Genomic DNA, 25,627 nt, shown 5'->3' with positions numbered 1-25,627 from the left:
AAGCCAATATGATTTCAGCGTATTCCGCCTGAAAAACTTGGCAATGGGCACTCCCTTGCCACCGCCCGTGTGCTAGGTTCAGATAGTATTGCCCGTAACGAGTGGGAGCGTCAATTCGGTCGCGAACTTCTCCAGCAGGTTAGTCGGTGGCTGAGAGTCTTTTCACAATCGAATGTCCTACATGCCTGGCAAGGCTCCGCGTCCGACGCCTTGAGGCTATCGGCGCGATTTGGCCGTGCCCCAGGTGCGGCAGTCTGGTCCAGGTGACACCTCCGCCAGGTTGGCAACCACCGGCGTCAACCGGCAGCCGGTCGGATTCTCCTGACGGACAGCACTTTGCGGAAAGTCCGCTTGAGGAAAGTCCGAAAGCTGGCCCGTCGTTGGAAAAACATGCTGCTCAAACTGCGGAGACAGGGGCCCCGGAACGCCCAACACCATCGGGTGGTTCGGCGGAGAGCCCACGGGCGGAAACCGGTGAAAAGCCCGCGGAGCCAAGCGTACTATCATCGTCCGGCGTCGAAGAATCAGCAACGATTACCACCACAAATGAGGGGGCAAGTGGCCGCCGCAGATGGATAGCGGTCGTTGCCTTACTCGTGCTCGCGGCTTGCATTACAGGAATCAGCCTTCGATTTCTTGTGCCCCGACGTGCTGGACCGGTGGAGCCTGCCCCAGTTCCGCAGGAAGAGCGTGAACCCGCGACCGCCGAACAAATTCAAGAGGCCAAACCGGTGCCCCCGGGCCAGTGGATCCTGGAGGCAGCCGGGGAAGATATCACAGAAGTTTTCGGTATGGACGACAAGGTGCCACCGGCTGATGCACTTCTGCAATTTCTTCAGGTACCGCTAGAACTGGAGGCTTATCGGACGTTCGCGGCTGACTGCCAGCGTGCGATGGGATTGAAAACGGAAAGCCTCGCCACACACCTGGTTTTTGGCAAATGGAGACAGCCCTACGCCTGCATTTTTGAACTCGCGTCCGACCAGCAGGTCGATTCGCTCAATCAATTTGGACAGGAGCTGACGCGTTACGCCGACATTACACTCCGACGCCTCCCCGATTCAGCGCGGAACCTTGTGTTTGCGGTCCTGGATTCTCACACCCTTTTGGTGGGCGACGTTGACTTCCTGGATCGGATTTTACGGCAGCACGCAACCACCGAAAAATCCGAAAAAAAGTCACAGCATCCGCTGGCAAATGTTCTCAATGACGCCCGGCATTTCCAGGTGTTCTTCCTGGGGCAGTCTCACAGCGTTTGTTCTGTGTTCGGGGCAAAATGGCTGGCCGGTTTTCCGCAAGCGTTTGGACTTCTGCAAACCCTGCAACAGAAAAGTGACACCTTCTTTGCCGGATGGGCCCTCTCCGGCGATCAAAATAGGTTGACCGTCCGCCTGTCGTGTCGCCGAAAAGAAGATGCCGCCTCCCTCCATGATCAACTTGAGAAACTCCGACTTCAGGCCCTGGAAGAGGTGAAATCGGCTGAAAAGGAGGAAAACCTGCTTGCGAAAACGGCACCCGCAGGAATGACCCCAGAGGGATGGTCTCACACAATCACGGCAGTCAAGTCATTTCTGGAACATAGCACAGTTGTAGCGGAAGAGGCGACGGTCGCGATTGAGTGGTCTTCCGACCAACAGTCCGGTTCCATTCAAAATGTGGCGACAACCGGCGAGGCTTTCGCCCAGCTCTGGCACGCCCTTGCCACAACCCAGGCCTTTCTCCACGCAGAAACACTCGGCGGGAGTCTTAGCCGATATGCCGAACGCCAGACGAGCTTTCCACGGGCCGCGATCGGCGGGGATCTTTTGCCTCCCGAAACCAGACTGAGCTGGATTTCAGAAATCCTTCCTCACCTCGGTTACGCCGAATGGTCGAAGAGTCTTCAGCCGGGCTATTCGTGGAATGCCCCGCAAAATCAACCGGTCACCAAACGGTTTCTTCCAGAAGTGACCAACCCTCTCCTCGGTGCAACGCAACGTATTGCCGGATACTACGACGCCCACATCGTCGGTGTTACTGGCGTCGGCCCCGACTCCGGGAACCTTCCTCTTTCCAGTCCCCGGGCAGGCCTTTTTAACTTCCGTCAGGCAGTCAGAAAGGAGGATGTGAAAGATGGGCTCTCCAACACGCTGGCCCTTCTACCAGCCGAGAACCACCTTGGTCCATGGGCGGCAGGCGGAACAGCTACGGCCCGAGGGCTGACCAAGCCTCCGTACGTAAAAGGGCCTGACGGTTTCGGTTCTGCCTTGCCTGACGGTATGCTCGCCGTGATGGCCGACGGTTCTGTACGATTTATCCGCCGCGACGTTGATTCGCACGTCATGGAACAACTCGCTACTATCGCAGGGGGAGAAGCGATTAACTTGGAAACGGTGGCGCCCGCATGGCCTGGTAAACCCTTAAGCAGTCAGCCATCCGTCCAACCACAACCCGGTGCCGGCCATGAAAGTTCACCTCGCACGGTCCAGCATTGGCCTGGCGAAACACCCTGCGGCCAGAATTTTCCACCACGCGGTGATGCGGCAAACACTTCGATCGCGGGGCTGAAGGTTCAGGTGCAAATAGAGTCCTGGCCGGGGATTCCCCTCGCCCTCGCGCTTGCACGCCTGACCGAATGGAGTTCCATACCCATTTGCGTAGACCCGGAAACCCTGCTCTGGGACAATCCTTCCGACCTGGGAACTGTGGCCCTCCAGCCGGGCAAAAAGACGATACAACAGATTCTGGAGGAGATTGCCGGCCAGCACGACTGGACTGTCGTCTCCTGCGGCAATCTGGTGGTGTTGTGCCGTCCCGAAAGAGTCAGTAACAACGTCAGCTGTCACATTACGGACCCATCTGCGCTTGTTTCAGACAAGTTACTCCAAGCGATCATCACAACACTGGATAGCACGTTCGGTCCGTCTGACTCGGGGATAAAATATCAGTCGAACAATAACGAACGGATTTTCCAAGGCCCGTTTATTCACGTTTTAACGATTCGCAACTTCCTCGAACAACGCTTTCCGCCGCAATCGCTCTCGGAAGCCGCTGCGGAGAACTCGGCCCTCCAGCAGATTATCTCGATGAATTACTACGAGCCGACTCCACTTGTCGACATACTCGCCGCGCTCAATCGTCTGACGCAGGTTCAAATACTCGTTGATTGGCCTTTGCTCCTCTCTGAGGAAGTGCATCCCTCTGTGCCGGTAACCTGCTCCGCTCACGAAAAACCCTTTTTTAAAGTCGTGCAGAGGCTGGCAGAAACGATCAATGCGACCGTTTATATTCTGAACGACAAAACCCTTCTCATAACAACACACAATCGTTTTGATCGGCCATATCTTCGCGCCTATCCACTTAGGGAGGTACTCCAGCAAGGGTTGACGGTCGGGGCTTTGCGAGAACGTGTTGTCAAAGAGTGTCAGCCTCAGACCTGGTACGAGCAGGGCGGAATAGGGCGGATTTTCTTCACCGAAGATGGCCAAACCGCAATTGTGTACCAAGACGCTACGGCCCAGAATGAAGTTCAGCGGTTTCTCCAACGACTTTCTAAGGGTTCGCAATGAAGTCCGGTCTGTTCTTTAGGATCAGCCGCGTACTGTCCCCATGGTTTTCACTCGCCGCGCAACTGGTCGCACGCGGCGTCAGACTATGTCACCTTTATTTATCCTTATTATTCCGCATCGTACAAAGTGCTCTCGTCAAGGGCCTGCAGTTTATTGGTTTGTTAAGTGATGAGATCCGCAGTATTCGTCTGGCGGATTGGTGGACGGAGTACGTTAATCGACAGTTTGCGAAAATCGCCTTGTGTTTGTGGATTGTACTTAACGGAGTGCTGTGGATTGTCCTGCCTTACGGGTTGGGCTGGCAGCCGGAGGCTGCGTGTTCGCGACGAGCATGTGAGTTCCTCGTGGACATCAACTCGGCGGATTGGCCGGAATTAACGCTTCTGCCCCGCATTGGACCGATTCTCTCGCAAAGAATCGTCGCAGACCGCGAGAAGCACGGCCCCTTCACGAGAGCAGAGGACCTGCTGCGAATTCGGGGCATCGGTCCGGGGATTCTGCGAGGAATTCAACCATTTCTAAAATTCCCTGAAAACAACGGCGGAAACATTACTCCTGAGCAGCGCCACGTGGCCCGTCCGAACGGTTAGTTATTTTCATCATTCTTTTGTCATACAACGCTTTATAATGTGATTAATGAAAAAAGTGCGATTACGGATGCTCATTACAGAAAAGCAATGTCGACTCAGCTTTTCTCGAATTAATTAAAAGCCTGCGAATATGGCCGGAAGTATTAAAAACCCCATAGACTATGCGAGACCGTCCAACAAGACCAGGTTTGTACTGATCCTGGCCATTTGCCTGCCGTTGCGCGGCCTGGCAGGGACGACGTGCGCAGGCGACGTACCCGTGGGCCCACTCCCAGGTATGGTCGAATGCCGCGTGGGTGAAATCCGGACAGAGGGCATGATCCTGACCTGGAGCTCTTCCGAGATCATTCTCCTGACTCGGGATGGCTCAGTAAAACATATCCCCCGCTCCCTGGCTGCTGATTTTCGCAAAACATCGGATACTTTGGTGCCGCTGCCCATTCATGACGTTCGGTCGCAGCTGCAACGCGAATTCGGTACCGAATACCGGGTAGAGAGCACGACGCACTACCTCGTCGTTCTGCCGGCCAGCGCAAATTCGCAGTGGGGTTCCGTTTTCGAATCACTGTTTCGTGAGGCATGGCGGTTCGCAGCACAGCGCAAACTGCCGGTCACAAAACCTGTTTTCCCACTTGTCGCGGTCGTTTATCGGGACAGAAGAGCATTTGAGAATTCGCCCGAGTTTCGCCGCTTCAAATCACATGAGTCCCAGGTACTTGGCCTTTATGACGTGTTGTCGAACCGCTGCCTCACCTTTGATCGGCAAGCTACCCAAAACCCAGCGTGGTCAACTGTCGGTTCGGAATCGACAGAGAATGTGCTTCGGCACGAGGCATTTCACCAGTTCGCGGCCAACACCGGGTTGCTTGGTCGATTCACCGCGACGCCATCCTGGCTCGCGGAGGGACTGGCCATGATGTTCGAGGACAGTCCTCAAGGTGGCACCGACTTGCCCTCATTAGCCGCGAGTAATTCGCTGCGGCGAATTGCCGTTCAGTCGCTGTCCGGGCTTCCTCCAGGGTGGCTTCAGAACATCGTGGCGAGCGACGGCTGGTTCGATATCCAGCCACGAAAGGCCTACCTGGCCTCCTGGGCTGCAGTTTCCTATTTGAGCGACCGGCATCTTTCCCAGTTCGTCGGGTATCTTCGGTGCGTCCAGAACAGGCCGCCGTTTCAAGCCTACCCAAGTGCAGCCCGCATCAGGGACTTTGAAGCAAGTTTTGGGCGAAACTGGGGCAATCTGGAACGGAATATCGTCGAATACGTCACCAAGTAGCCATCGAAAACCATGAGCAGGACAGTGCTGGGGGCTGCCTGTTGCCGGGTCGCGCCGGGCTTACAGCACAACAGGAACATCGGCCAATCTCGCCGCCATGCTCGGAATGTCCGACCGACTTGTCATATCGAAAACAGGTTCTCGCACGAGAACCGTCCGAAATTCTTCGCCCAATCGATCGATCGCATACTGGACTGCGTCAGTGATTTCGTATTCCCCCCGGGGCGAAAGATCAATCCGTCGACAGGCTTCGAAGATTGATGGCCGAAAACGCCAGCAATTCATGCTCAGCCACAAAGGGCGCCGCAATTGGCTCAGCACTTCCGCGGTAGGTTTTTCCAGAATGCGAACAAGTCGCCCATCGCTTCCCACAAGTCCCACGGCAAACGCTTTGATGCGCTCCGCCGCAATGTTGCTCCGCGTGAGCATGGTGTCCTGATCAAAGAGGGCCACTCCGGCTCCTTTCAGCTCGCGGAGGCCGGTCAATGCTGCAACAGGATAGTAGTTGTCGGAATTAATCATGATGAAGTCATCATCGCCGGCAAATTCTTCCGCTGCCGCCACGGCATTAGCTGTCCCCAACGGCTTCTCCTGAACCGCGAAGGTGATTTTTAATCGCCGGAGAGGTATTTCTTCCTGATACCGGCGGCGAAGCTCCTCATGCTCGGGAGCTACCACCAGGCACGCCTCGCTGTAGCCCGCATCTGCCACCGATGAAAGCAAATAGTCCAAAAAAACCCGTCCGTTGGCGAGGGGAATGAGTGCCTTTAATCCTTTTCGGGCGGCCTGAGTCTGTTGCTCGTCCAGAACTACCGATTGATCTTCCTTTTGCATCCGCGTCCCGAGTCCCCGCGCGAGAATGACAACCTTCCGAACCACGGCCTGAAGCTCCCTTGATGATAGTGAATTACCTGCTTTTCCAGTGCCCGCAAACTCTTTCCACGTCCAGAAACGACGGTTTTTTCCAGATTCTTGAGTTCATTTTTGCCCCGTTCAAGCTTTCAACCACCTAACGGCTGCCAATAGTTGCGTGCTCATCGCGAAACGTTATTCAAAAATATCACGGAAAAGCTGCTCGTGCGAGTTCTCGTTGCGAAAGAAAGACACCCCAACGGAGGGAGTCCCCTTTGACTTAACAGGGGAGGACACGTAACAATAAGGACAGGTGACGGGCCCGAGGCGAGAGGTCCCTACAATGGGGAGCTGCGAACCTGGTCAGGGACGAAAGTCAGCAGCCATAAGCAGTGATCTCCATGTGTAGCGGGCCTCTCGCCACGGGTCGGTTACCGTGAGCGCGGAAACGCGGATCTCAACCCAGGGGTTACCCCTCGAAAGTAGACATCCCCCTGGCGAAGGCAAAAGGAATCATCGGGGGATGCAATCTCCGCGTGGCGGGAAATGCGGGGAAACATGGCAGCTCGTTCGAAACAGAAGCAAGAATCCCCTCAGTCCGTAGCGGAATCGCAACCTAGGCCAAGCAGCGGTTACCTCGTCGTCGCTCGGCGATACCGACCGCAAACCTTTGACGAGCTCGTCGGCCAGGAGCATGTCGCGACCGCTCTGAAAAATGCCATCAAGACGGGGCGAATTGGCCACGCCTATCTTTTCACAGGGGCTCGTGGAGTAGGAAAAACATCCACGGCGCGGATCTTCTCCAAAGCTCTCAATTGCGTGAAGGGCCCGACGACTGAGCCGTGTAATCAATGCGACATTTGCCGCAGCATCAGCGCCGGGGAAGACATCGACGTTTTGGAGATCGACGGGGCGAGCAACCGGGGTATCGAGGAGATTCGCCAACTCCGTCAGAATGTCGTCGTTCGTCCCAGCCGGGCCCGGTTCAAGATTTACATCATCGACGAAGTTCACATGCTCACAAAAGAGGCCTTTAACGCGTTGCTGAAGACGCTGGAAGAGCCTCCCGAGCATGTCAAGTTCATCTTCTGCACCACCGAGCCTAACAAAGTTCCGGTGACGATTCTTTCTCGGTGCCAGCGGTTTGACTTCGCAGGTATCGAGAGCCACACGATTGTTGCCCGTTTAAAACAGATCCTTGAAGCTGAGAATATCTCGGCGGAAGCCGGGGTTCTGGAACTGCTGGCGCAGCGGGCCGGCGGATCGATGCGGGATGCGCAGTCCCTCCTGGAGCAGTTGCTCGCCTTTGCCGACAAGGAGATCAGGCTTCAGGATGTTTTCGATCTCCTCGGAATGACGCGCTCGGATGTTTTGGAAGCCCTGGCGGAATCCGCAGCCGATGGAAACGTCGGCCGGGTGGTGGAGATTTTTCACCAGGCCATCACGGAGGGGGCTGATCCGGCCTTGCTGCTCGAGCAGTTTCTTACCTTCTTGCGAGACTGCATGGTGGCGGAAGTGGGAAGCTCCTCGCAACTGTTCCTCACGGCACAAACCGAGGATGGTCAGCGCGTGCAACAAATTGCCCGAAATTGGGGGCTTCCACGTTTACTCGCCGCGATGCAGATTTTGGACCACACTCTGGCGAGAATGCGCGCCGTCACTTACGACCGCGTCTTGGCAGAGCTGGCTTTGGTGCGAATCAGCCGCCTGGGCGACCTCCTGCATGTCCATCATTTGGTGGACATTCTAAAAAGCGGCCAAATTGAAAGCCTTCAACAGATCGTTGTCGGGGCTCCAACAATTGCAAGTGGCAGATCGCAGAGTGCGAGTCCTCCCCAGACCGGCACCGTCCTGCCGCGCAGTACCGGTTCACATCCCTCGCGGTCTCCGGAAGGCCTCCCGGATGCCGGTTTTCCGGCTCAACCTTTAGCCAATTCCAGGCAAGCCATCGAAAGCGCGAAACAGGAGGTTGCTCTCCAGCGGGAGAAAGCCTTTGGAGCCGGTTCTGTGAAAACAGAAGCGATGGAACCAGGCGGACATGTGACGCAACTCACCCCCGATAATCTGGCGGCTGTCTGGAAACACGTTTATGAATCAGTGGGCGGAATGGCGGCGGACCACGCGAAGGCGTATCACAACCTCCATCTCGAGGATGGCGGCAAACTGGTCGTGACGTTTCGGAAAGATCAGAAGTTCTCGTGTGACTACTGCAGTCGTCCCGAAAATCAGGAGAAATTCAACCGAGCGCTCAGGCAAATCGTCGGACATCCTGTAAAGCTTGATTTCGTGGTTTCTGAGGATGGAGGTGGGGCAACCTCATCTCGACCGGTTACCGCAGGGGAGCGTTCTCTCTTCGATGTGCTTCAGGAACCCATGATTCGGAAGACCGTGGAGATCTTCGGGGCAAGGCCAGTGGCCATTTTACCGCCGACTAAAAAACCTGTCGATCAGCCTGCCGAAACACCACCGGAAATGGAGGTCGGGGAAGCCGCCGATTCCATGGAGGATGAAAGCGACGATTTCGAGGATTAATTTGACTGACGTTTTGGCGGTGCGAAGGGAACAAACCACCACTGGTAACTTGGGGGACAATTCTCTCGCTCGTCGAACGGCATACCCAGCTCAAAAAGTGGGAATGCCCGGTTAGCAGATAATTGCCCCTGCCAAACACGCGGTTCCAACGGCTTTCTTCTAAACTTGGCTCCTGGATGACGACCCCTGCTACCTGACGAGGGGCTTTGTCGCTGAGCCATTCCCACGTTTGCGAAAACATGTGACATGCCATGAGCGCAAAGTGTTGTAGGGGCGATTCATGAATTGCCCCTACCAGTACCGTGGTCCGGATTGAACCAACCTCTCCAATCCCTTACATGATTCGGATGCAACCGGGACGCTCGCTCGGCGTGGAACCCGCGCCGATTGGAGGGACACCTTCCACGGCGCCCGTCGAACACGGTGGGGCGCGCATGTGGTGCCCGCCGATTCAAACCGGAGCATCCAACGTGGAGAGGCGGACCTGACAAGCAGGTTTCTCCGGGCTGACGCAAACCCGCGCGGACGTCCGCGTTCCCATCCCCAGAGAAAAAATGGGGACGTGTCAAGCTCTGTTGCGGGTGCCAGGCTTGTGGTTTTGCGTTAAAATATCTCCGAGCGGTTAATGACACTCTCTCCACCAAGCTGTATTCTGGAAGGAACATCGGACGAGCACCCAGTATCTGGAACTTCGCATCCAGCACCGACGGAGAAAAAGCCAGGAAGTTCTCAACCATGCTTAAAGAACTCGCGCAACTCACTGCTTTGCTGCGAAACGCGAAAGATATCAGCGAAAAGCTGGAAGGCGTCATGGCCCGGCTGAAGGAAGAGCGGATTGTGGGCAGCGCCGGGGGCGGGCTGGTCAAAGTGGAAGTCGATGGTCTTGCCGACCCTCGCCGCGTGACGATCGAACCAGCACTTTTGAAACCGGAGGACAAAGATTTGCTGGAAGAGCTGCTCGTGGGGGCCATGCGAGATGCTATCCAGAAGGCCCGAGAACGCCACATGCAGCTCGTGACAGAGTTTACGGGCGGGCTGCCGCTTCCGGGCTTGGACATATTCTCAAAATTTCTCGGGACAACGGAATGAATTAGAAGCAACCAGAGCATTGACCGAATCCCAGAGTGCCATGCTCAATTCTTTGACACATTCGCATTGCGTGTTTTAAATCCCTGAGAAGCCCTTTTGAGAATAAACAGGGTCTTTTGTTGCTTGCGTCCATTGTCACTTTATACAGGGGAGGATTAGCGATGTGGAATCCAATCCACTGGGCGTGGATGATTGGGTGCCTCATTCTTATCGGCAGCACGGGTGGGGTGAGTGCCGCCGAGCCCGCCGCCGAGGCTCAGTTGCCGAATTTCGTGATCATTTTCATGGACGACATGGGCTACGCGGATATTGGCCCATTTGGTGCGGAAGGTTACGAAACACCCAATATCGATCGAATGGCTCGAGAGGGCCGAATTTTCACTGATTTCTATGTCTCGCAGGCGGTATGTTCAGCTTCTCGTGCCAGTTTGATGACGGGATGTTACAACGTACGCGTCGGAATCTTCGGTGCACTGGGACCAGGAGCGCAGATCGGATTGGATCCTCAAGAAGTGACCCTCGCGGAAATTGTGAAGCAAAAAGGATATGTCACCAGTTGCATCGGTAAATGGCATCTGGGGCATCACCCAAAATTCTTGCCTCTCAACCAGGGATTTGACGAATACTTTGGACTTCCCTACTCCAACGACATGTGGCCCTACCATCCGACTTCGGGTAAGAATTTCCCAAACCTGCCGCTTATGGAGGGGAATCGGGTGATTGATCCCGAGGTAACCCACGAAGATCAAAACATGCTGACGACCTGGTACACCGAGCGTGCCGTGAGTTTTATCCGGAAGAACAAGGATCGTCCGTTCCTTCTCTACCTGGCACACAGCATGGTCCACGTACCTCTGCACGTTTCCGACAAGTTTCGCGGTAAAACCCAGCGTGGGCTGTTCGGAGACGTGATGATGGAGGTGGATTGGTCGGTGGGACAGATTTTGGACACCATCCGGGAATTGGGCCTCGCCTCCCGAACGCTGGTGATCTTCACTTCGGATAATGGTCCATGGCTGAGCTACGGGGACCACGCGGGATCGGCAAAACCGCTGCGCGAGGGGAAGGGAACAATGTTCGATGGTGGCTGCCGGGTTTCCTGCGTCATGTGGCAACCTGGGACGGTGCCAGCAGGGACGGTTTGTCGGGAGCCCGTGATGACCATCGACATTTTGCCCACAATTGCCTATCGCATTAATGCGCAACTGCCGCCCCACAAAATCGATGGTAAAAACATCTGGCCACTCATCGTTGGCGAGCCGGAGGCAAAATCCCCTCACGAAGCACTCTATTTTTACTGGGGCGATGCTTTGCATGCTGTGCGGATGGGCAAATGGAAGCTTCACTTTCCTCATGAGTATCCCACTCTGGGCGGACAGCCCGGCGGGAAGGACGGAATGCCTGTACCCTATGAAAGGGCTCATATCGGCCTGGCCCTCTTCGACATGGAAAAAGATCCCGGTGAAACCCAGGATGTAGCGGCAGAACATCCAGACATTGTTGCGCAAATCCAAAGGCTGGCAGACGCCATGCGCGAGGATTTAGGAGATTCCGCAAAGAAAATGAAGCCGCGAGGAGCGAGGCCTGTGGGCCGACTGGAGGAGGGGGATCCACGTTTTCACTGGAAGCCAGGTCAGCCTCTCGACGTGGAAGCCAGTTACCCGTAAGCACACTCGCAAATTGCACCCGGAACAGAGAACGCTTTATCAGCAGGGGCGATACTGCTACCATGTCCAAGTCCGCTAACCCGCCTTCGGATCCTCGATCTCCCTTTAATCCGTTCCAAACTTGGTTGGGATTTCCACCGGGTCGAATCCCAAACAATTACTACGCCCTCTTCGGCGTGCCCTTGTTTGAACCCGACACTAAACTGATTGCACAGCTAGCGGACAACATGCTGGCTCATGTGCGGCAAATTCGACCCGGAGAACATGTCGCCGAATGGACCGAGTTGCTTGACACCATTCGCAACGCCAAAGAATGGTTGTGCGACCCCCAAAAGAAAAAAATCTACGACCAGCAACTGGAGGCTGGAAACGTCACGTCGCTCCACTTCACATGGCCCACCCAAAGCCAGCGAACGGAAGAATCCCCAAGGCCTCTTGCGGAAAGCAAAGTGAGTCAAGTTGCCGCCGTCACAAAGCCCGATTCAATACCGACTCCCACCACGGTCGCCCCAGACAAAGTTTCGCCTGCGTCGCAAATGACTGTTTTGGAAGAAGGCGATTCCCTTTCTTCTGTAAGATGGCTTGCCGTGCTGGGCCGTCTGGGAGCGATCGCTTTTCTGGTTTTGGCAATAGTCGTCACTTATCGGACGTTCCGACCGCGCATAGGGTGGGTGAGCTTGCTCTTATCAAGTCCCGCGACGAGTGGCGATTCCAAACCGAGCGATCAGACAGCCGATCTCCCTGTGGCCCCTGGAACACGCCCCATCACAAAAGATGCGGCGACTCAAAAGGGTGATATCGGCGGAGCAGCGCCGCAGCGCGAAAAGCGTGCCAAAGAATCTGCTACTTTCATCGACCAACCGTCCGAGAATACGACATCTGCCGAAAAATCGAACCCCGGAGCGGAAGCTTCCAATTCTGGCTCGCACAATTCTTCAACTCCACCAACTGCTCCCCAGGCACCCACACCAAGCGAAAGCAGTATGTTAGCCATTCCGTCGGGCGTGGGAGGCGAAGCTTCACCTCCGCCGCAGGCAACTGAGAATTCGGGACAAACCACGGCCGGCGGGGCGGGGCATTCTTCGGAGCACCCCCAGGCGTCGGCCGAATCACGGAATCCGTCCGCGTTCAGCGATTTACCCGAAGAGTTTCGTACCACAATGAATCAAATCTGGGAATCGCTGGCACAACGCGATCTGGAGGGGGCCCGAGCGGGGCTCAACCGGCTGGCTTCCCAGGTGCGATCGGACAGTCATCGCCGAATTGTCGAGGCAATGGACCAACTCGTTCGGGACGTGGAGCAATTCTGGAAAATTATGGCGGAGATCGTCGCCTCGTTGCAAAGCGCCGAGGAACTTCCGGTAGGCGACACCTATGTGATCGTAGTCGAGGCTACGCGCGATTCGTTGGTCCTTCGGGCAGCCGGTCAGAATCGCCGCTACGCCCTGCGCGAAATTCCCACCATTCTTATTGAGAGCCTTGCGCGGCGGCGACTGCACCCAGGACCAGACAGCGACATCTTGCTGGCAGCATTCCTGGCCGTGGACCCTAAGGGCGATTTGGCCGAGGCTCAAAGACTTCTGGAGCGTGCCCGGGCACAAGGTGGAGATATCGAGTTGATCGCGGAGGCGCTTCGATACAGGCCGAACGGTGGTAGCGGCACCAGCCGGCTACCCGTCCCAGCAAGTGGCGCGGAAGTGCTTGAAGCGGACAGATGGTTGGAGCAACAATTCGGGGCAAGAATCAAACAAATCGCGTCAATCCCAGATGCCCAGGCTCTGGCGCAGGACCTGATGGCAGCCGCTGAGAATCCTGCGCTTGCTCCTGCTATACGATATCGGGTGTTTCGAGAGGTTCTCCGACTGGCCGAGAGGTACGGGCTGGCCGATTCGGGAATCAACGCAATCGACCGGCTCTCCAGAGTCTTTCAAGTCGACTTCTGGACGGAAGCCGCTCAACTCGCGGAATCCTGGGCAGGGCACAGGTTCCGTCCCGCAGAAAGCCAGAGTATTGCCAAGGTGCTGCTTCCTCTTGTGGATCGCGCTCTCCGAGAAAACCGCCGGGAAGAAGCCCGTAGGCTGGCCCAGGCCGGTTTGACCCTGGCAAGGCAATCGAGCAACATAGGCCTCATCCGGCAGTATTGGAGCGTCCTCCAGCAACTTCCTGGCGAGAAAACCCCGTAACTCTCCGCCGGGTATCCCATTACGAACCAGCATTTCTGGCACGCCCATTTTGTCTGTATCAAAGGGACATTTGCAGTTGGTGCCAGTTTTGATCATAATAAAGCTTGTGCTCTGTCGCAGCGCTTGACGCTCAGAATACGAGTCTAGTCGGTCGCGAACCTCGTCTCGTTGACAAGCCTCTTACTTAAGGTACGCCAACGGGGTTACGTCGTCAGGGAAGGAACTTTCCAACTACAGTTGCGACCCAAGGTGCAGATGCGGTGGGGATTGTCGTCATGACAACAGAAAGCTACGATAATTCGCAGAGGAAGTTATCTTTAGAGGAAAAGGAGGAGCGACGGATGGCGCACGGATTGTATTTCATTCAGGGATGTCCAACATGCGGACGCCGGGTCCAGGTCCGCATGGACTATCTCGGCAAGTATGTCACGTGCCATCACTGCGGTGCGGCTTTTCAGGCCGACGGTGGTGCGAAGCCAGGCGACCAAGCGTCAAATAACGGCGAGCACACCGAGTCGTTTGGTCAATCTCATCTGGTCAATTACCGGTGGAAGTCCACCCACGCGGTCACCTGGCCGTTCGGCCCTGACGTGGACATTTGATCCGCGCAGATTCGACTCTTCGGAGGCTCAAATGTGGTTGCTGCTGTGACGCCTCTTGGGTCACCAATTAGACTTTACGCCCCGTGACATCACTGCTAGCATACGATGCCGTCCGGCTGTGTTGCTTATCTTGTCTTCTCTTGGAAGCTGTTTGATATCGCCTCGCCCTGGAGTGCAGCGGATCGCGGCAGCACTCTGATACGAATTTGGCACGTCCTCCGTGGTTTTGCACACATCGTTGACCCCGCGGCTGCCCACTTTCGAACGGTCAACCCGATGCCTTGGTCGTTCGGGGACGGTAAATGTCCGTGGCCGTTCCCAAAAACACCTCGGCTGCAAAGCTGAGCGTTTCGCACAACGTAGGATGGGGATGGATCGTCTCCGCGACGTCGCGCACGGAGGCTCCCATTTCCACGGCCAGCGTGGCCTCTCCGATGAGGTCGCCGGCATTGGGGCCGACGATTCCACACCCCAAAACACGTTCTGAGACCGGATCGACCAACCATTTGGTCAGTCCCTCCGTGCGTCCGACAGATTGAGCGCGACCACTGGCGGCCCAGGGAAACGCGGCCACCTCGTAGGTGATTCCTTTCTGTTTGGCCTCAGTTTCTGTCAGGCCTGTCCACGCGATCTCGGGATCGGTGAAAACCACTGCTGGAATGGCACGCGGCTCAAAAACCGCGGCAGAATGTCCCGCGAGCACCTCGACGGCAACTTTTCCCTCGTGGGCTGCTTTGTGAGCCAGCATCGGCTGACCGACAATATCTCCAATGGCTGAAATGCTGGGATCACTGGTTCGTAGTTGATGGTCAACTGCAATGAAGCCATGCTCGTTGACATGCACTTTCGTATTTTCCAGCCCAAGTTGATCGCTGTTGGGCCGTCGTCCCACGGCCACAAGGACTCGCTCGAACGTGCTCGTCTTCTGCACATCACCTTCGAAGGTCGCCTCAATACCTTCGCTGGCCACCTTCAGCCGGACAACCTTGGTCTTAAGGTGGACGGCCTCAAACAACGATTCGAGCCGCTTGGCGAGCGGTCGCACGAGATCGCGGTCGGCACCGGGTAGAAGTCCGTCCGTCAGCTCGACCACCGTCACCCGGCTTCCCAACGCCGCGTAAACTGCTCCCATTTCCAAACCGATGTACCCACCGCCGACCACGAGGAGCGATTTTGGAACTGCCGCGAGCTCGAGGGCGGCAGTTGAATCCATAACCAATGGACTATCGATTTGAAACACACTGGGAATCGCCGGCCGCGAACCTGCCGCAATAATACAGTGCTCGAATCTTAACTGTGGTTCAGGGACTGCTTTTCCATTGACCGCATGTAACTCCAGAGTGTGGGAATCCCTGAACCTTGCCCGGGCTTGGATCACCTCAACCTTTCTCTTTTTAGCCAGTTGAGCTAGTCCGGAGGTCAGGGTGGTCAGCACCTGTTCCTTACGAGCCCGGAGCTTTTGAATATCGATTTTGGGATTTCCATACTCGACTCCCCATTCCCTGAGCTCGTGGACTTCCTGCATGGCCCTCGCTACATGGAGGAGGGCTTTGGATGGAATACATCCTCGCAGCAGACACACTCCTCCAAGTCGGGACTCCTGGTCCACGATGGTGACCTGGAAGCCAAGGTCCGCTGCCAGGAAAGCTGCCGCGTATCCGCCCGGGCCTCCGCCCAGCACCACAAGTTGACGATCCATGGATGACAATTCTCCTTCTCCTCTCTATCCCCACGATGCTTTTCGCCCTCGAAGACGGCCTGGTTGCTTACACAAGATTGCCGCCTGTCTTTTCGCAAGTGACGACCTGGATTCTCGCGCGTATTACGGTCGCTGGGCCAGTGTGATCTCTGCCGGTCAATCAGCTCACCAGCAATAGTTTTCCCGGCGATTGCAGCCAATCGATGACCTCATTTAAGAACCGGGCCGCCGTTGCCCCATCCACCAGACGATGGTCATAAGAAAGGCTCAGCGGCATCATGTAACGTGGGACGATCTGCCCATCACGAACGACCGGCATCCACCGGGAACGTCCGACCAACAGGATGGCCACCTCCGGATAGTTGATGATCGGTGTGCTGTAAGTTCCACCGACGGCCCCAAGGTTACTGATTGTGAACGTACCGCCACGCAAATCATCCACGGTAAAGTCCACATTGCGGGCTTTTTGAGCCACCGTCGCCAGGGCTCGGGCAAGCTCTGGAATCGATAGCTTGTCCGCGTTACGAACCACGGGCACGACCAGCCCTCGCGGTGTGTCCACGGCAATCCCCAAGTTGACATACTCTTTGTAAACAATCTGCTCGTTCTGTTCGTCTATGGACGCGTTCAAAAGCGGATGATGACGCAGCGCAATGGCCACTGCCCGCATAATGAACGGCATCATCGTCAACTTAATCCCCGGTCCAACGAAGTCGGGTGGCACAGACTTTCGGAGATTCTCCAGATCTGTCACATCGGCGTCATCGAAATTGGTCACGCGTGGAATGGTGGTCCACGACTTGGTCATCTGCGCCGCAATGGTCTTGCGGATCTTGCTCATCTTTTCTCGGCGGATACTGCCCCAGTTATCGCGATCCGGTTCCCCAGGCGGAACCACAGGGCTGGGCACGCCAACACCCACCCGACCGGCAACCAACCCTGTTGCGGCTTTTTGAACGTCTTCCGGAGTTATGCGTCCGAACCGCCCGGTGCCCGTAACCGTTCGCAGATCCACGCCCAGCTCGCGTGCCAGTCGCCGGACGGCCGGCCCCGCCGGAATCGGTTCCGTCGTTGACCGTCCATCATCGGCCGGTCGCCCGGCACTCACGGACGGCTCACTCGGAGCCCTTGGAACCTCGGCCGCGGGCGGTGGAGCAGGTCCTGCCTGTTTTTCAGAAACCGTTGTTTCAACGGCGGGAGCCGGTTTCTCCGCCTCTTTAACTTCCCCGGCGGCGGAGGGTGCCGAGGGGACTACCGCCGCGCCAGCCCCTTCTTCTTCAACGATTAAAATCGTTTGACCAACCTTGACTGTGTCTCCCTTTTTGACGAGCACCTTGCTGATCTTCCCCGCGTACGGACAGGGAATCTCTACCACTGCCTTATCGGTTTCCAATTCCACCACCGGCTGATTGCCGACAATGGTGTCTCCCTCTCTGACCAGCACGTTAACAATATCGCCGGAGGATACATTTTCACCAAGGTTGGGAATTTTAAACTCTACCGTCATTGCAATTTCCCTTGCATTCTCGCCGAAAACTCGTTTCAAGGGCCACCGCCAGCAAAGAACAGTCCTCCACAGGCTCTTCGCCAGACATTTGAACAAGGGGAACGTGCGGCCTGCGTCATTTCGGGCTGATCAAATTAATCAATTATAAGCCGTTCCGCCAAGACCATCTTTCCACGAAACCTCTGCCAACCATTCTTCCAATGAAGCGCTAGAACCCGATGTACCACTCCGATATTTGGTAACTCACCCTCATACCACGATCAGTTCGCGCGGCAGGTCACCCCAGAGGCCCCGACATTCGACAGTATTGCTTTTACCAGAACGCTTTCAGCTTTTCCGAACATCGCCGTGGGTGGCTTTCTGGACTCCTCACGCCGGAGAGGCGACCCATTCCTACGATGCCCGCCGGAGATTGCCGACTCCCACCTTGCGTGCCTGAAGGTCTGGGTCTTTTTCCAACGGGAGTTTCACCACCCGTCCTTCTTCCGCCGCTTTGTACACAGCGAGGATGATCTCCACGGATCGCCGCCCCTCGTACCCGTCGATGAGCGGTCGGGTACCCTCCCGAATAGCCTTCGCCACGTCCGTGAATTGCCGCGCGTGGCCATGATGACCGATCGCCGCCGGATCAGAAGCCCCACCACCCCCACTGACCCGGGCTTTCATCTTTTCTTTGATGATCTGATCGTCGGGATGCTCCTCCGCAAAATCCCATTTGACGATGTCTTCTTCTTCCATCACCGCCGAGCCGCGGTTGCCGTGAATCTCAATTCTCTTCAGGTAGCCGGGATACGCGGCGGTTGTCGCTTCGAGCACTCCCAAGGCCCCATTTTGAAAACGGAGCACGGCAACGGCGACATCCTCCACTTCGATCCTTTCATGGGCCAATAGGGCTGTGGCCGCCTGAATCTCGCTCACAGGTCCCATCAGCCAGGCCAGAAGATCCACACTGTGAATGGCCTGGTTCATCAAGGCCCCACCACCGTCAAGCTGCCAGGTTCCACGCCACGCGCCGCTATCGTAGTATTGCTGGGTTCGCCACCATTTGACGTACGCGTCACCCAGTGTCAGTCGACCAAAGCGCTGCTGATCGATGGCCCGCTTCAAGGTTTGACTCGAATCGTGGAATCGCGAAGGAAAGATTGTGGAGAGAACCACCTTGGCCTCCTCGCAAGCGCGAATAATCGCGTCGCACCGCTCCAGCGTGATTTCCAAGGGTTTTTCCACGATCACGTGTTTTCCTGCCCGAGCAGCCGCCACGGCCGGTTCCATGTGGGCTCCGCTCGGGGTCGCCACAGTCACCACGTGCAGGTCAGGATCTGACAGGAACGCGTCCAGATCGTGATAGGCTTTACATCCAAATTCACTTGCCAGTCGTTCGGCGGACTCCTTAACGACGTCGTAGCAGGCCACCAACCGGGCATCCGGAACCTCTCCAATCGCCCGCGCGTGGAATTTAGAAATCAAACCGCACCCAATGATTCCAAAACCGAGCGTCATACCTGGGCACTCCGTGTCATGAGGTTCTCGTTGGACTACTGACCCGATTCCCTTTTTGCTCCCCAAGGTTTAGCTCACCTCCCCCCGAATTGCCGATTATATAAGTTGCCCAAAAAGGGTGAAAGCGGCATAACGCCCTTTCCCGCGCGAGACGCCCGAACCACACACCATCCCCGCGCACCAACACCTCCTGAGGCTGACTCATCCCCTTTTCCTCTGCCTCCTAAAGAAGGAAGCCCATTTCGACATGCGCTTGTGCAACAAGTGAGATTCAGCCGGAGAGACCTGGCTTGTCAGGTCCAGATTACAACTTCGGATAAGCCGCCTCGTCAGGTGGTTTTCTTGTTTAAACGTGGGGGCAATTCGTGAAACGTCTCTATAACACGCTGACCCTTTGGTACTTCATAGATCCCTAAAAAGTGGGGATGTGCCCGCACTTGAGCAGCTTGACACACTCGAACGACTAATCAAGATGGAAGCGGCGTAACTACCGCAAATCTTGAAAAACTGAATCCCAAGAGGAGTAAATCCGATGCCGAGCAGAATTCCACGCAATGCCGCTTCGAAGGTTTCGCAAAGCCACGGCCAACGCTTGACCCGCCGGGCCTTTGTGGGCGGTTCGGTGAGTCTGGCGAGCTTTTTCCTTTCCCGTGCCGTCCACGCAGCAGAGCCTCCCCAACGAAAAATTCGCATTGGAATAGCGGGCGGCCGATTCGGTTCCACGTTTCAATGGCATGAACATCCGCAGTGCGTTGTCGCGGCGGTAACAGACCTGCGTCCAGAGCGACGCGCCCACCTGCAGAAAGTCTATCGCTGTGATCGAGCTTATGAGTCCTTGGAAATCATGCTCAAAGAGGCAAAAGACCTGGATGCGGTGGGGATCTTCACGGAGGCTCCCAACCACGTTCCGCATTGCCTGGCAGCGCTCCGCGCCGGAAAGCACGTGATCTGCGCCGTCCCGGCAGCCATGACCCTGGAAGAATGCGCTGAACTGATCAATTGCGTGGAAAGAACCGGCTTGACCTACATGATGGCCGAAACGAGTTACTGGCAGCAGCACACCATTTCGGCACGGCAGTTCTACCAGGAGGGCAAATTTGGTGAAATTTATGCCGCCTACTCCATGTACCGTCACCCGGGTTTAGAGTCCCTTTGGTTCGAGGACGGCCGCCCGACCTGGCGACACGGCTTCCCACCCATGCACTATCCCACGCACTGCACGGCCCATCTGATCGGGGTAACTGGAGAACGGCTGGCAGCCGTGTCATGCACAGGCTGGGGAGACGACTCTCCCCTGTTGCGCGGTAATCCGTATGGCAATCCCTTCTGGAATGAAACGGCGGAATTCACCACCGATCGAGGCCACTCGTTCCGCGTCGAAGTGTGGTGGCTGGGGGCCCACCTGGGCTGCGAACGAGCCGAGTGGTATGGCACCAAAATGAGTTTTCTCTGCGACAATCGTCTGGGAACTCAGGCCACCCTGATTTTCGCCGGCGATCAGCAGGAAACCGACAGCGGAGGATTCGTCAGATCAGCCGCCAGAGTGGAGGCTTATTCGGTCCCCAAATGGTGGGCCACAGACATGCTCCCCGAGCCGCTGCGACACGATTCCGGACACGAGGGTTCCCACACCTTCATTACCCATGAGTTTGTGGATTCTCTCATTCACGAAAGATTACCCGCTGTGGACGTCTACGAGGCGGTGGCTTACACCGCTCCCGGAATCCTGGCTCATCAATCGGCCTTGCGAGGTGGGGAGCGCATTTCGATACCCGATTTTGGACGGGCCCGAGCGCGTCCTTCGCGCGGTACCGAGGAATCCATTCATCACCGGCCGGAAATTATGCCAAGGCCCCGGCGTTCGCATCATCCTGTTTTCCCGAGGCTCTGGCGGCGACCGTGAGACGGTATTTCAAACACACCCATTTGGCTGTTGCACCTCCCGTTCGCCTGACGTGCCGATTGAAACCGCTTGGTTACCGTGCTTTTTAGAGAAAGTGTTACTGCGCACCTCCGGGGCTTGGTCGCATCCTTTAACGCTTGGCCGATTGACGGTCGGCGCTAAAATGAAGTGAAGCTGGCCGGTCGCCGTTCTGGCAAGAGATGCGGAAAACCGCGGGGACGGCGATAACACGCCCGGCAGCCACACCATCGAAGGAGGTGTCATGCGTTCAAGCGAGGGGAAGGTCTCGATGGACTCCACGGTGCCGCGCGCTCGCACGCTTAAAGAACTTCGAGAAAGCGGCTGGGTCTCGCGTTCCGTTAAAGAGGAAATCCGGGAGAATTTCATTCGCGCCCTGGAGAGAGGAGAAGAACTTTTTCCCGGCATCATCGGCTACGACGACACGGTTATTCCTGAAATCAGTCTGGCCATTCTTTCCGGCCACGACATGCTCTTTTTGGGTGAGAAAGGGCAGGCGAAAAGCCGCCTCATGCGGCTGATCACCCGATTCCTCGATCCCTGGGTGCCGTATCTCGACATCCCGGATGTGCCGGTTCACGAGGATCCCTATCGGCCCATCACACGGCGGGCAAAAGAGTTCCTCGCGACGACACCCGAAGATAAAGTGCCGATTGCGTGGTGGCCGCGGGAGCAGCGCTACGCCGAGCGGCTGGCCCCGGGGACCAAATTCGCAGATATCATCGGTGAAATCGACCCCGCGAGACTGGCGGGCGGCGTGAGCATGTCCGCAGAGGAGGCCCTCTTCTTCGGGTTGATTCCCCGGATGCATCGGGGAATTTTCGCCGTCAATGAACTCCCGGAATTGGACGAATTGGTCCAGGTCGGTCTGTTCAATATTCTCGAAGAGCGCGATGTGCAAATCCGCGGTTATCCGGTGCGTTTTGACCTGGATATTTTGATCCTGTTTTCTGCCAATCCAGCTACCTATAACCGTAGCGGTAAAGTCATCCCGCAATTAAAAGATCGAATTGGGTCCGTTATCCACACGCACTATCCACGAGACCGCCACGTTGCCATTCAGATCACCGAGCAGGAGGCAAAAATTCCTCTGGATGGTGAGTATCCCGTGGTCGTGCCATATTTTATGAAGGAGATTATAGAACAGATCAGCATCGTGGCCCGACGTTCTAAATACATCGATCAACAATCAGGAGTCAGTGCCCGGCTGAGTATTGCCAATTATCGAACAATGATTGCCAGCGCGCGGCGCCGCGCTATTATTCTCGGCGAGAAACCCGCGGTTCCCCGCATCAGCGACCTGGGGCATCTAAACTCCTCGGCTCTCGGCAAGCTGGAGCTGGACCTGATGGCCGGGCACCAGATGAACGAAAAACAGGTGCTGGACGCGATCGTGGCGGAAGCAATTCGCGATGTGTTTCAGGAATATGTTGAGGAGCACGGTCTGGCGGAAATTGCCGAGATCTTCGGCCGTGGCGTGAAAATTGAAGTGGGTGATTTACTCCCCTCAAGCTACTATGCCGAGCGAATAAAACGTGTACCGCCCGTTTGGGAAAAGGCTTTCGAACTGAATGTGTCTCAGGATCCGGCGGTTCGTGCCTCGTGTGTGGAATTCATACTCGCCGGACTTTATGTAACCGACCGAATTTCCCGCGCTGAATATCGTGGAAAGATTGTCTATGAAATCCCCTAATCGCTACGGTGGGGTCATCCACGTTTATCAGAAATACAATCCTGTTCGCTTTCCCAGCCCAACCCGCGGGATGCCCGACATGCTTTCGGCTGCCATGAACCACATGCTCATGTTCGGGTCGCTGCGGGAACTCACGGAAGAGGAGCTTGCTCAAGCGGTGGAACTGGACCCCAGTATGTTCGCGGGATTGGGGCCATCTCTCCAGTCGCTCATCGAAATGCTTCGGCAACGCAAGGCCAAGATCCTCGCGACGTACGAGGTGGAGACCGTCCACGCGGAAGCCGCGCGGCGTTACCGCGAATTTGGCCAGCAACTCCAGCCGCCAGAGCGGTTGGCCAAACGTTACGAACGGGCTTTCCGCGAAGAACACATTTTCGAGCTGGAACGTCTCTGGTATCTCGCCGAAAACGAAAACAGCGAATTCGCGCGGAAGATTCTGCACCTCGTTCAGCGCCTCGGGGATAAATACCTCATCGACGAACTGGCCGCGAAGTATCATTTCACCGGTGATCGACCCATGACCATTCCCGAAGCGCTGGAGATCAAGGAGCTGCTGGAAACGATTGATCGACTTCTCGAACAGTTGGAGGAAGCTGCGAAGAACGCGCGTTTGGGTGTGATCGATCTGGAAGCCCTCCGGCGGTTTGTGGAAGAGGAGGATATCCAGCGGCTTCGCGGACTTATGCGGCAAATTGAGGATCTCATCCGGGAGCTGGCGGAAAGACAAGGGCTGGAGCAAACGAAGAATGGTTATCGGCTGACCCCCAAGGCGTATCGACTCTTCCAGGGCCGCCTTCTAGAAAGAATCTTCAGTCAACTCCAGGCCGCGCGAAGTGGTCGGCATACCGGCCCGATTGTCGGCGAAGGTAACATCGAATTGCCGCAAACCAAGCCGTACGAATTTGGAGACTCCCTGGCCCACATGGACATCCCTGCGACGATGATCAATGCGCTGGTGCGTCAGGGGCCAGGCCTGCCCGTGAAGCTCCTTCCCGAAGACATCGTGATACACAAGACCCGCAATGTGCCGAAATGTGCAACGGTCGTCCTGCTGGACATGAGCGGCTCGATGCGCTACGGGGGGCTGTACGTGGACGTCAAGAGAATGGGATTGGCGCTGGATGGTTTGATCCGAAAAGAGTATCCCGGTGACTATCTTGAATTTGTGGAGATCTACACCTTTGCCCGGCGAGTCCACCCCAGCGAGATTCCGACCCTTATGCCCAAATTGGTCAGCGTTTCCGATCCGGTGGTGCGGCTCCGGGCGGACATGAGCGATCCTCGCATCACGGAAATGGATGTCCCCTGGCACTTCACCAATATCCAGCGCGGTCTTCAGCTTGCCCGCCAGTTGCTTTCCGTCCAGGATACGCCCAACCGACAGATTATTCTTATCACCGATGGTCTGCCAACGGCCCACTTTGAGGGTCCGTATCTTTACCTCATGTATCCACCCCATGACCGCACAGAGCAGGCCACGCTTCGCGAAGGCCTCCTGTGCGCTCGGGAGGGTATCACCATCAACCTTTTCCTGCTGCCAGGCTGGAGCCAGTCGAGCGAGGATATTCGTTTCGCCTACAAACTGGCTGAGGCTACTCGAGGTCGTGTCTTTTTCACGGCCGGTAAGGAACTCGACCGATACGTGGTGTGGGACTACTTGCGTCGCCGCAGGGAGATTATAAGCTAAACGTTTCTGCGCCATGTGATCGCACTAACCTCCGGTAGCCCGGATGACGACTGGCAGACGGGTAGAGTCTTACCGGAGGGGTTCAGAAGTTTTTCCTTTTGAGATCGAATACATGTCTGCATTCATGAACTGGATGATTTACGGGGCGACGGGCTACACCGGCCAGCGAATAGCACGTGAAGCTGTCAAGTGCGGGCTGCGGCCTATACTTGCTGGTCGCAATCCGCAACGCCTCGCCAGCCTCGCTCAGCAACTCGACTGCCCAACCAGGGTTTTCGATCTCAGTTCTGTTGAACGCATTCTGCCGAACATAGCCGATTGCAGATGCGTCCTGAATTGTGCTGGCCCGTTTGCGGAAACGGCCCCGTCCCTGGTCTCAGCGTGTTTACGCACAGGATGCCACTACCTGGATATCACCGGTGAGATCGACGTTATCGAGTCCATCGCAGCCCGACATGAGGAGGCTGTCTGTCGCGACGTTGTGCTCATTCCAGCTGTAGGCTTCGACGTTGTGCCCACGGATGCCCTGGCAGTTCACCTGAAAAAGGCCCTGCCCGAGGCGAGTACGCTCCTTTTGGCGTTCACCAGTACGGGTTCTCTCAGCCCGGGCACGGCAAGAACCATGTGGCAGGTTATTCAAAAGGGCGGCCGAATTCGAAAGAATGGCCGTCTGCGTTCGGTACCCTTGGCCTGGAAAAGTCAGCGAATTCCGTTTCCTTCCGGCAGACGCTGGGCGGCTCTCGTTCCCTGGGGCGATGTGGCCAGCGCGTGGTACTCCACGGGAATACCCAACATCGAGGTTTACCTTGCGATGCCCCGCTCGGCCATCGCCGTGCTCAAACTTGCCCAACCGATGATCTCCCGACTCGCCTCCGCCAGCAGCGGCGCCGATGTCGAGAAACTCATTCGAGCCATTCTTCGCCTACCGCCGGCCGGGGCCGGTAACAGTATCGATGGCCTCAGAAGCCCGAACGTCAGGCTTCTTCGCCATGTCGAACTGTGGGGTTGTGTCCGTGATTCACAAAGGCGCTCCATCACTGGCACCATGATAACACCGGACGGGTACGATTTCACTGTTGCGGTGGCTCTAGGTGCCGTGCAACGAGTCCTCAAAGAAGAGATTGCCCCCGGGTTCGCCACCCCTAGCCAGGCTTTCGGCATGAATTTCGCATTGGAGCTTCCGGGCGTTACACTCCACATTGAAAAATCACATAGTCGGGTGCACCGTGAACCGAGTTGCGAAGTCACCCAAGTGGTGACGTAGATTTACAGCCTTTCCCG

General features: G+C 56.4%; 16 protein-coding genes and 1 other RNA gene. 13 read left to right on the top strand and 4 right to left on the bottom strand.

Annotation, left to right across the window (positions count from 1 at the left end):
- The first annotated feature begins 146 nt into the window (after positions 1-146).
- From THTE_RS10515 to THTE_RS10505, 3 genes are all read left to right on the top strand, one after another.
- On the top strand, positions 147-3,548 hold the full coding sequence (locus THTE_RS10515; RefSeq protein WP_157732023.1) for a DUF1559 family PulG-like putative transporter: 3,402 nt from the start codon (positions 147-149) through the stop codon (positions 3,546-3,548).
- A 158-nt stretch (positions 3,549-3,706) separates the two neighbouring features.
- A complete protein-coding gene (locus THTE_RS10510) occupies positions 3,707-4,138 on the top strand; it encodes a ComEA family DNA-binding protein (RefSeq protein WP_168175837.1) in 432 nt (143 codons plus the stop codon).
- 316 nt (positions 4,139-4,454) lie between these two features.
- Positions 4,455-5,414 carry a DUF1570 domain-containing protein gene (locus THTE_RS10505; RefSeq protein ID WP_157732022.1) on the top strand — a complete coding sequence of 320 codons (960 nt, stop codon included), beginning with the start codon at positions 4,455-4,457 and terminating at the stop codon, positions 5,412-5,414.
- Positions 5,415-5,474: 60 nt separating this feature from the next.
- Here the strand turns inward: THTE_RS10505 and THTE_RS10500 are convergent, their stop codons facing one another.
- Positions 5,475-6,293 carry a nucleotidyltransferase family protein gene (locus THTE_RS10500; protein WP_207651693.1) on the bottom strand — a complete coding sequence of 273 codons (819 nt, stop codon included), beginning with the start codon at positions 6,291-6,293 and terminating at the stop codon, positions 5,475-5,477.
- A gap of 299 nt (positions 6,294-6,592) precedes the next feature.
- Here THTE_RS10500 and ffs point away from each other — a divergent pair.
- From ffs to THTE_RS10470, 6 genes are all read left to right on the top strand, one after another.
- An RNA gene (gene ffs, locus THTE_RS10495) (signal recognition particle sRNA small type) lies at positions 6,593-6,691 on the top strand.
- Between the two features lie 133 nt (positions 6,692-6,824).
- Positions 6,825-8,798 (top strand): DNA polymerase III subunit gamma/tau, encoded by a 1,974-nt coding sequence (dnaX, locus tag THTE_RS10490; RefSeq protein ID WP_207651692.1) that lies wholly within the window; start codon positions 6,825-6,827, stop codon positions 8,796-8,798.
- A 735-nt stretch (positions 8,799-9,533) separates the two neighbouring features.
- On the top strand, positions 9,534-9,887 hold the full coding sequence (locus THTE_RS10485; RefSeq protein WP_095415396.1) for a YbaB/EbfC family nucleoid-associated protein: 354 nt from the start codon (positions 9,534-9,536) through the stop codon (positions 9,885-9,887).
- 161 nt (positions 9,888-10,048) lie between these two features.
- The gene (locus tag THTE_RS10480; protein WP_095415395.1) at positions 10,049-11,554 is read left to right on the top strand and encodes a sulfatase family protein; all 1,506 of its coding nucleotides are present in this window, start codon (positions 10,049-10,051) and stop codon (positions 11,552-11,554) included.
- A gap of 62 nt (positions 11,555-11,616) precedes the next feature.
- A complete protein-coding gene (locus THTE_RS10475; RefSeq protein ID WP_095415394.1) occupies positions 11,617-13,737 on the top strand; it encodes a hypothetical protein in 2,121 nt (706 codons plus the stop codon).
- Between the two features lie 341 nt (positions 13,738-14,078).
- Positions 14,079-14,339 (top strand): hypothetical protein, encoded by a 261-nt coding sequence (locus tag THTE_RS10470; RefSeq protein WP_095415393.1) that lies wholly within the window; start codon positions 14,079-14,081, stop codon positions 14,337-14,339.
- A 268-nt stretch (positions 14,340-14,607) separates the two neighbouring features.
- On the opposite strand, the gene lpdA is transcribed toward THTE_RS10470, so the two are convergent.
- The 3 genes from lpdA to THTE_RS10455 form a co-directional block, all read right to left on the bottom strand.
- The gene (gene lpdA, locus THTE_RS10465; RefSeq protein WP_095415392.1) at positions 14,608-16,038 is read right to left on the bottom strand and encodes a dihydrolipoyl dehydrogenase; all 1,431 of its coding nucleotides are present in this window, start codon (positions 16,036-16,038) and stop codon (positions 14,608-14,610) included.
- Positions 16,039-16,198: 160 nt separating this feature from the next.
- Positions 16,199-17,545 carry a dihydrolipoamide acetyltransferase family protein gene (locus tag THTE_RS10460; RefSeq protein ID WP_095415391.1) on the bottom strand — a complete coding sequence of 449 codons (1,347 nt, stop codon included), beginning with the start codon at positions 17,543-17,545 and terminating at the stop codon, positions 16,199-16,201.
- A 393-nt stretch (positions 17,546-17,938) separates the two neighbouring features.
- Positions 17,939-19,045 carry a Gfo/Idh/MocA family protein gene (locus THTE_RS10455; RefSeq protein WP_095415390.1) on the bottom strand — a complete coding sequence of 369 codons (1,107 nt, stop codon included), beginning with the start codon at positions 19,043-19,045 and terminating at the stop codon, positions 17,939-17,941.
- A gap of 532 nt (positions 19,046-19,577) precedes the next feature.
- Between THTE_RS10455 and THTE_RS10450 the strand changes: the two genes are divergently transcribed.
- The 4 genes from THTE_RS10450 to THTE_RS10435 all read left to right on the top strand — a co-directional run bounded on the left by THTE_RS10450 (position 19,578) and on the right by THTE_RS10435 (position 25,610).
- The gene (locus THTE_RS10450) at positions 19,578-20,948 is read left to right on the top strand and encodes a Gfo/Idh/MocA family protein (RefSeq protein ID WP_095415389.1); all 1,371 of its coding nucleotides are present in this window, start codon (positions 19,578-19,580) and stop codon (positions 20,946-20,948) included.
- Between the two features lie 262 nt (positions 20,949-21,210).
- Positions 21,211-22,659: a magnesium chelatase ATPase subunit I gene (locus tag THTE_RS10445; RefSeq protein WP_095415388.1), complete on the top strand. Its 1,449-nt coding sequence runs from the start codon at positions 21,211-21,213 to the stop codon at positions 22,657-22,659.
- Complete coding sequence (locus THTE_RS10440) at positions 22,646-24,346, top strand: vWA domain-containing protein (protein WP_095415387.1); 1,701 nt, start codon at positions 22,646-22,648, stop codon at positions 24,344-24,346. The genes THTE_RS10445 and THTE_RS10440 overlap by 14 nt, the downstream gene beginning before the upstream one ends.
- 112 nt (positions 24,347-24,458) lie before the next feature.
- Positions 24,459-25,610, top strand: coding sequence for a saccharopine dehydrogenase family protein (locus THTE_RS10435; RefSeq protein ID WP_157732021.1), 1,152 nt, complete (start codon positions 24,459-24,461; stop codon positions 25,608-25,610).
- Positions 25,611-25,627: the final 17 nt, after the last annotated feature.

This window comes from Thermogutta terrifontis (assembly GCF_002277955.1).
Taxonomy (GTDB): domain Bacteria; phylum Planctomycetota; class Planctomycetia; order Pirellulales; family Thermoguttaceae; genus Thermogutta; species Thermogutta terrifontis.
The sequence above is the reverse complement of the archived record's forward strand: the minus strand, read 5'-3'. Positions and strand labels throughout refer to the sequence as shown.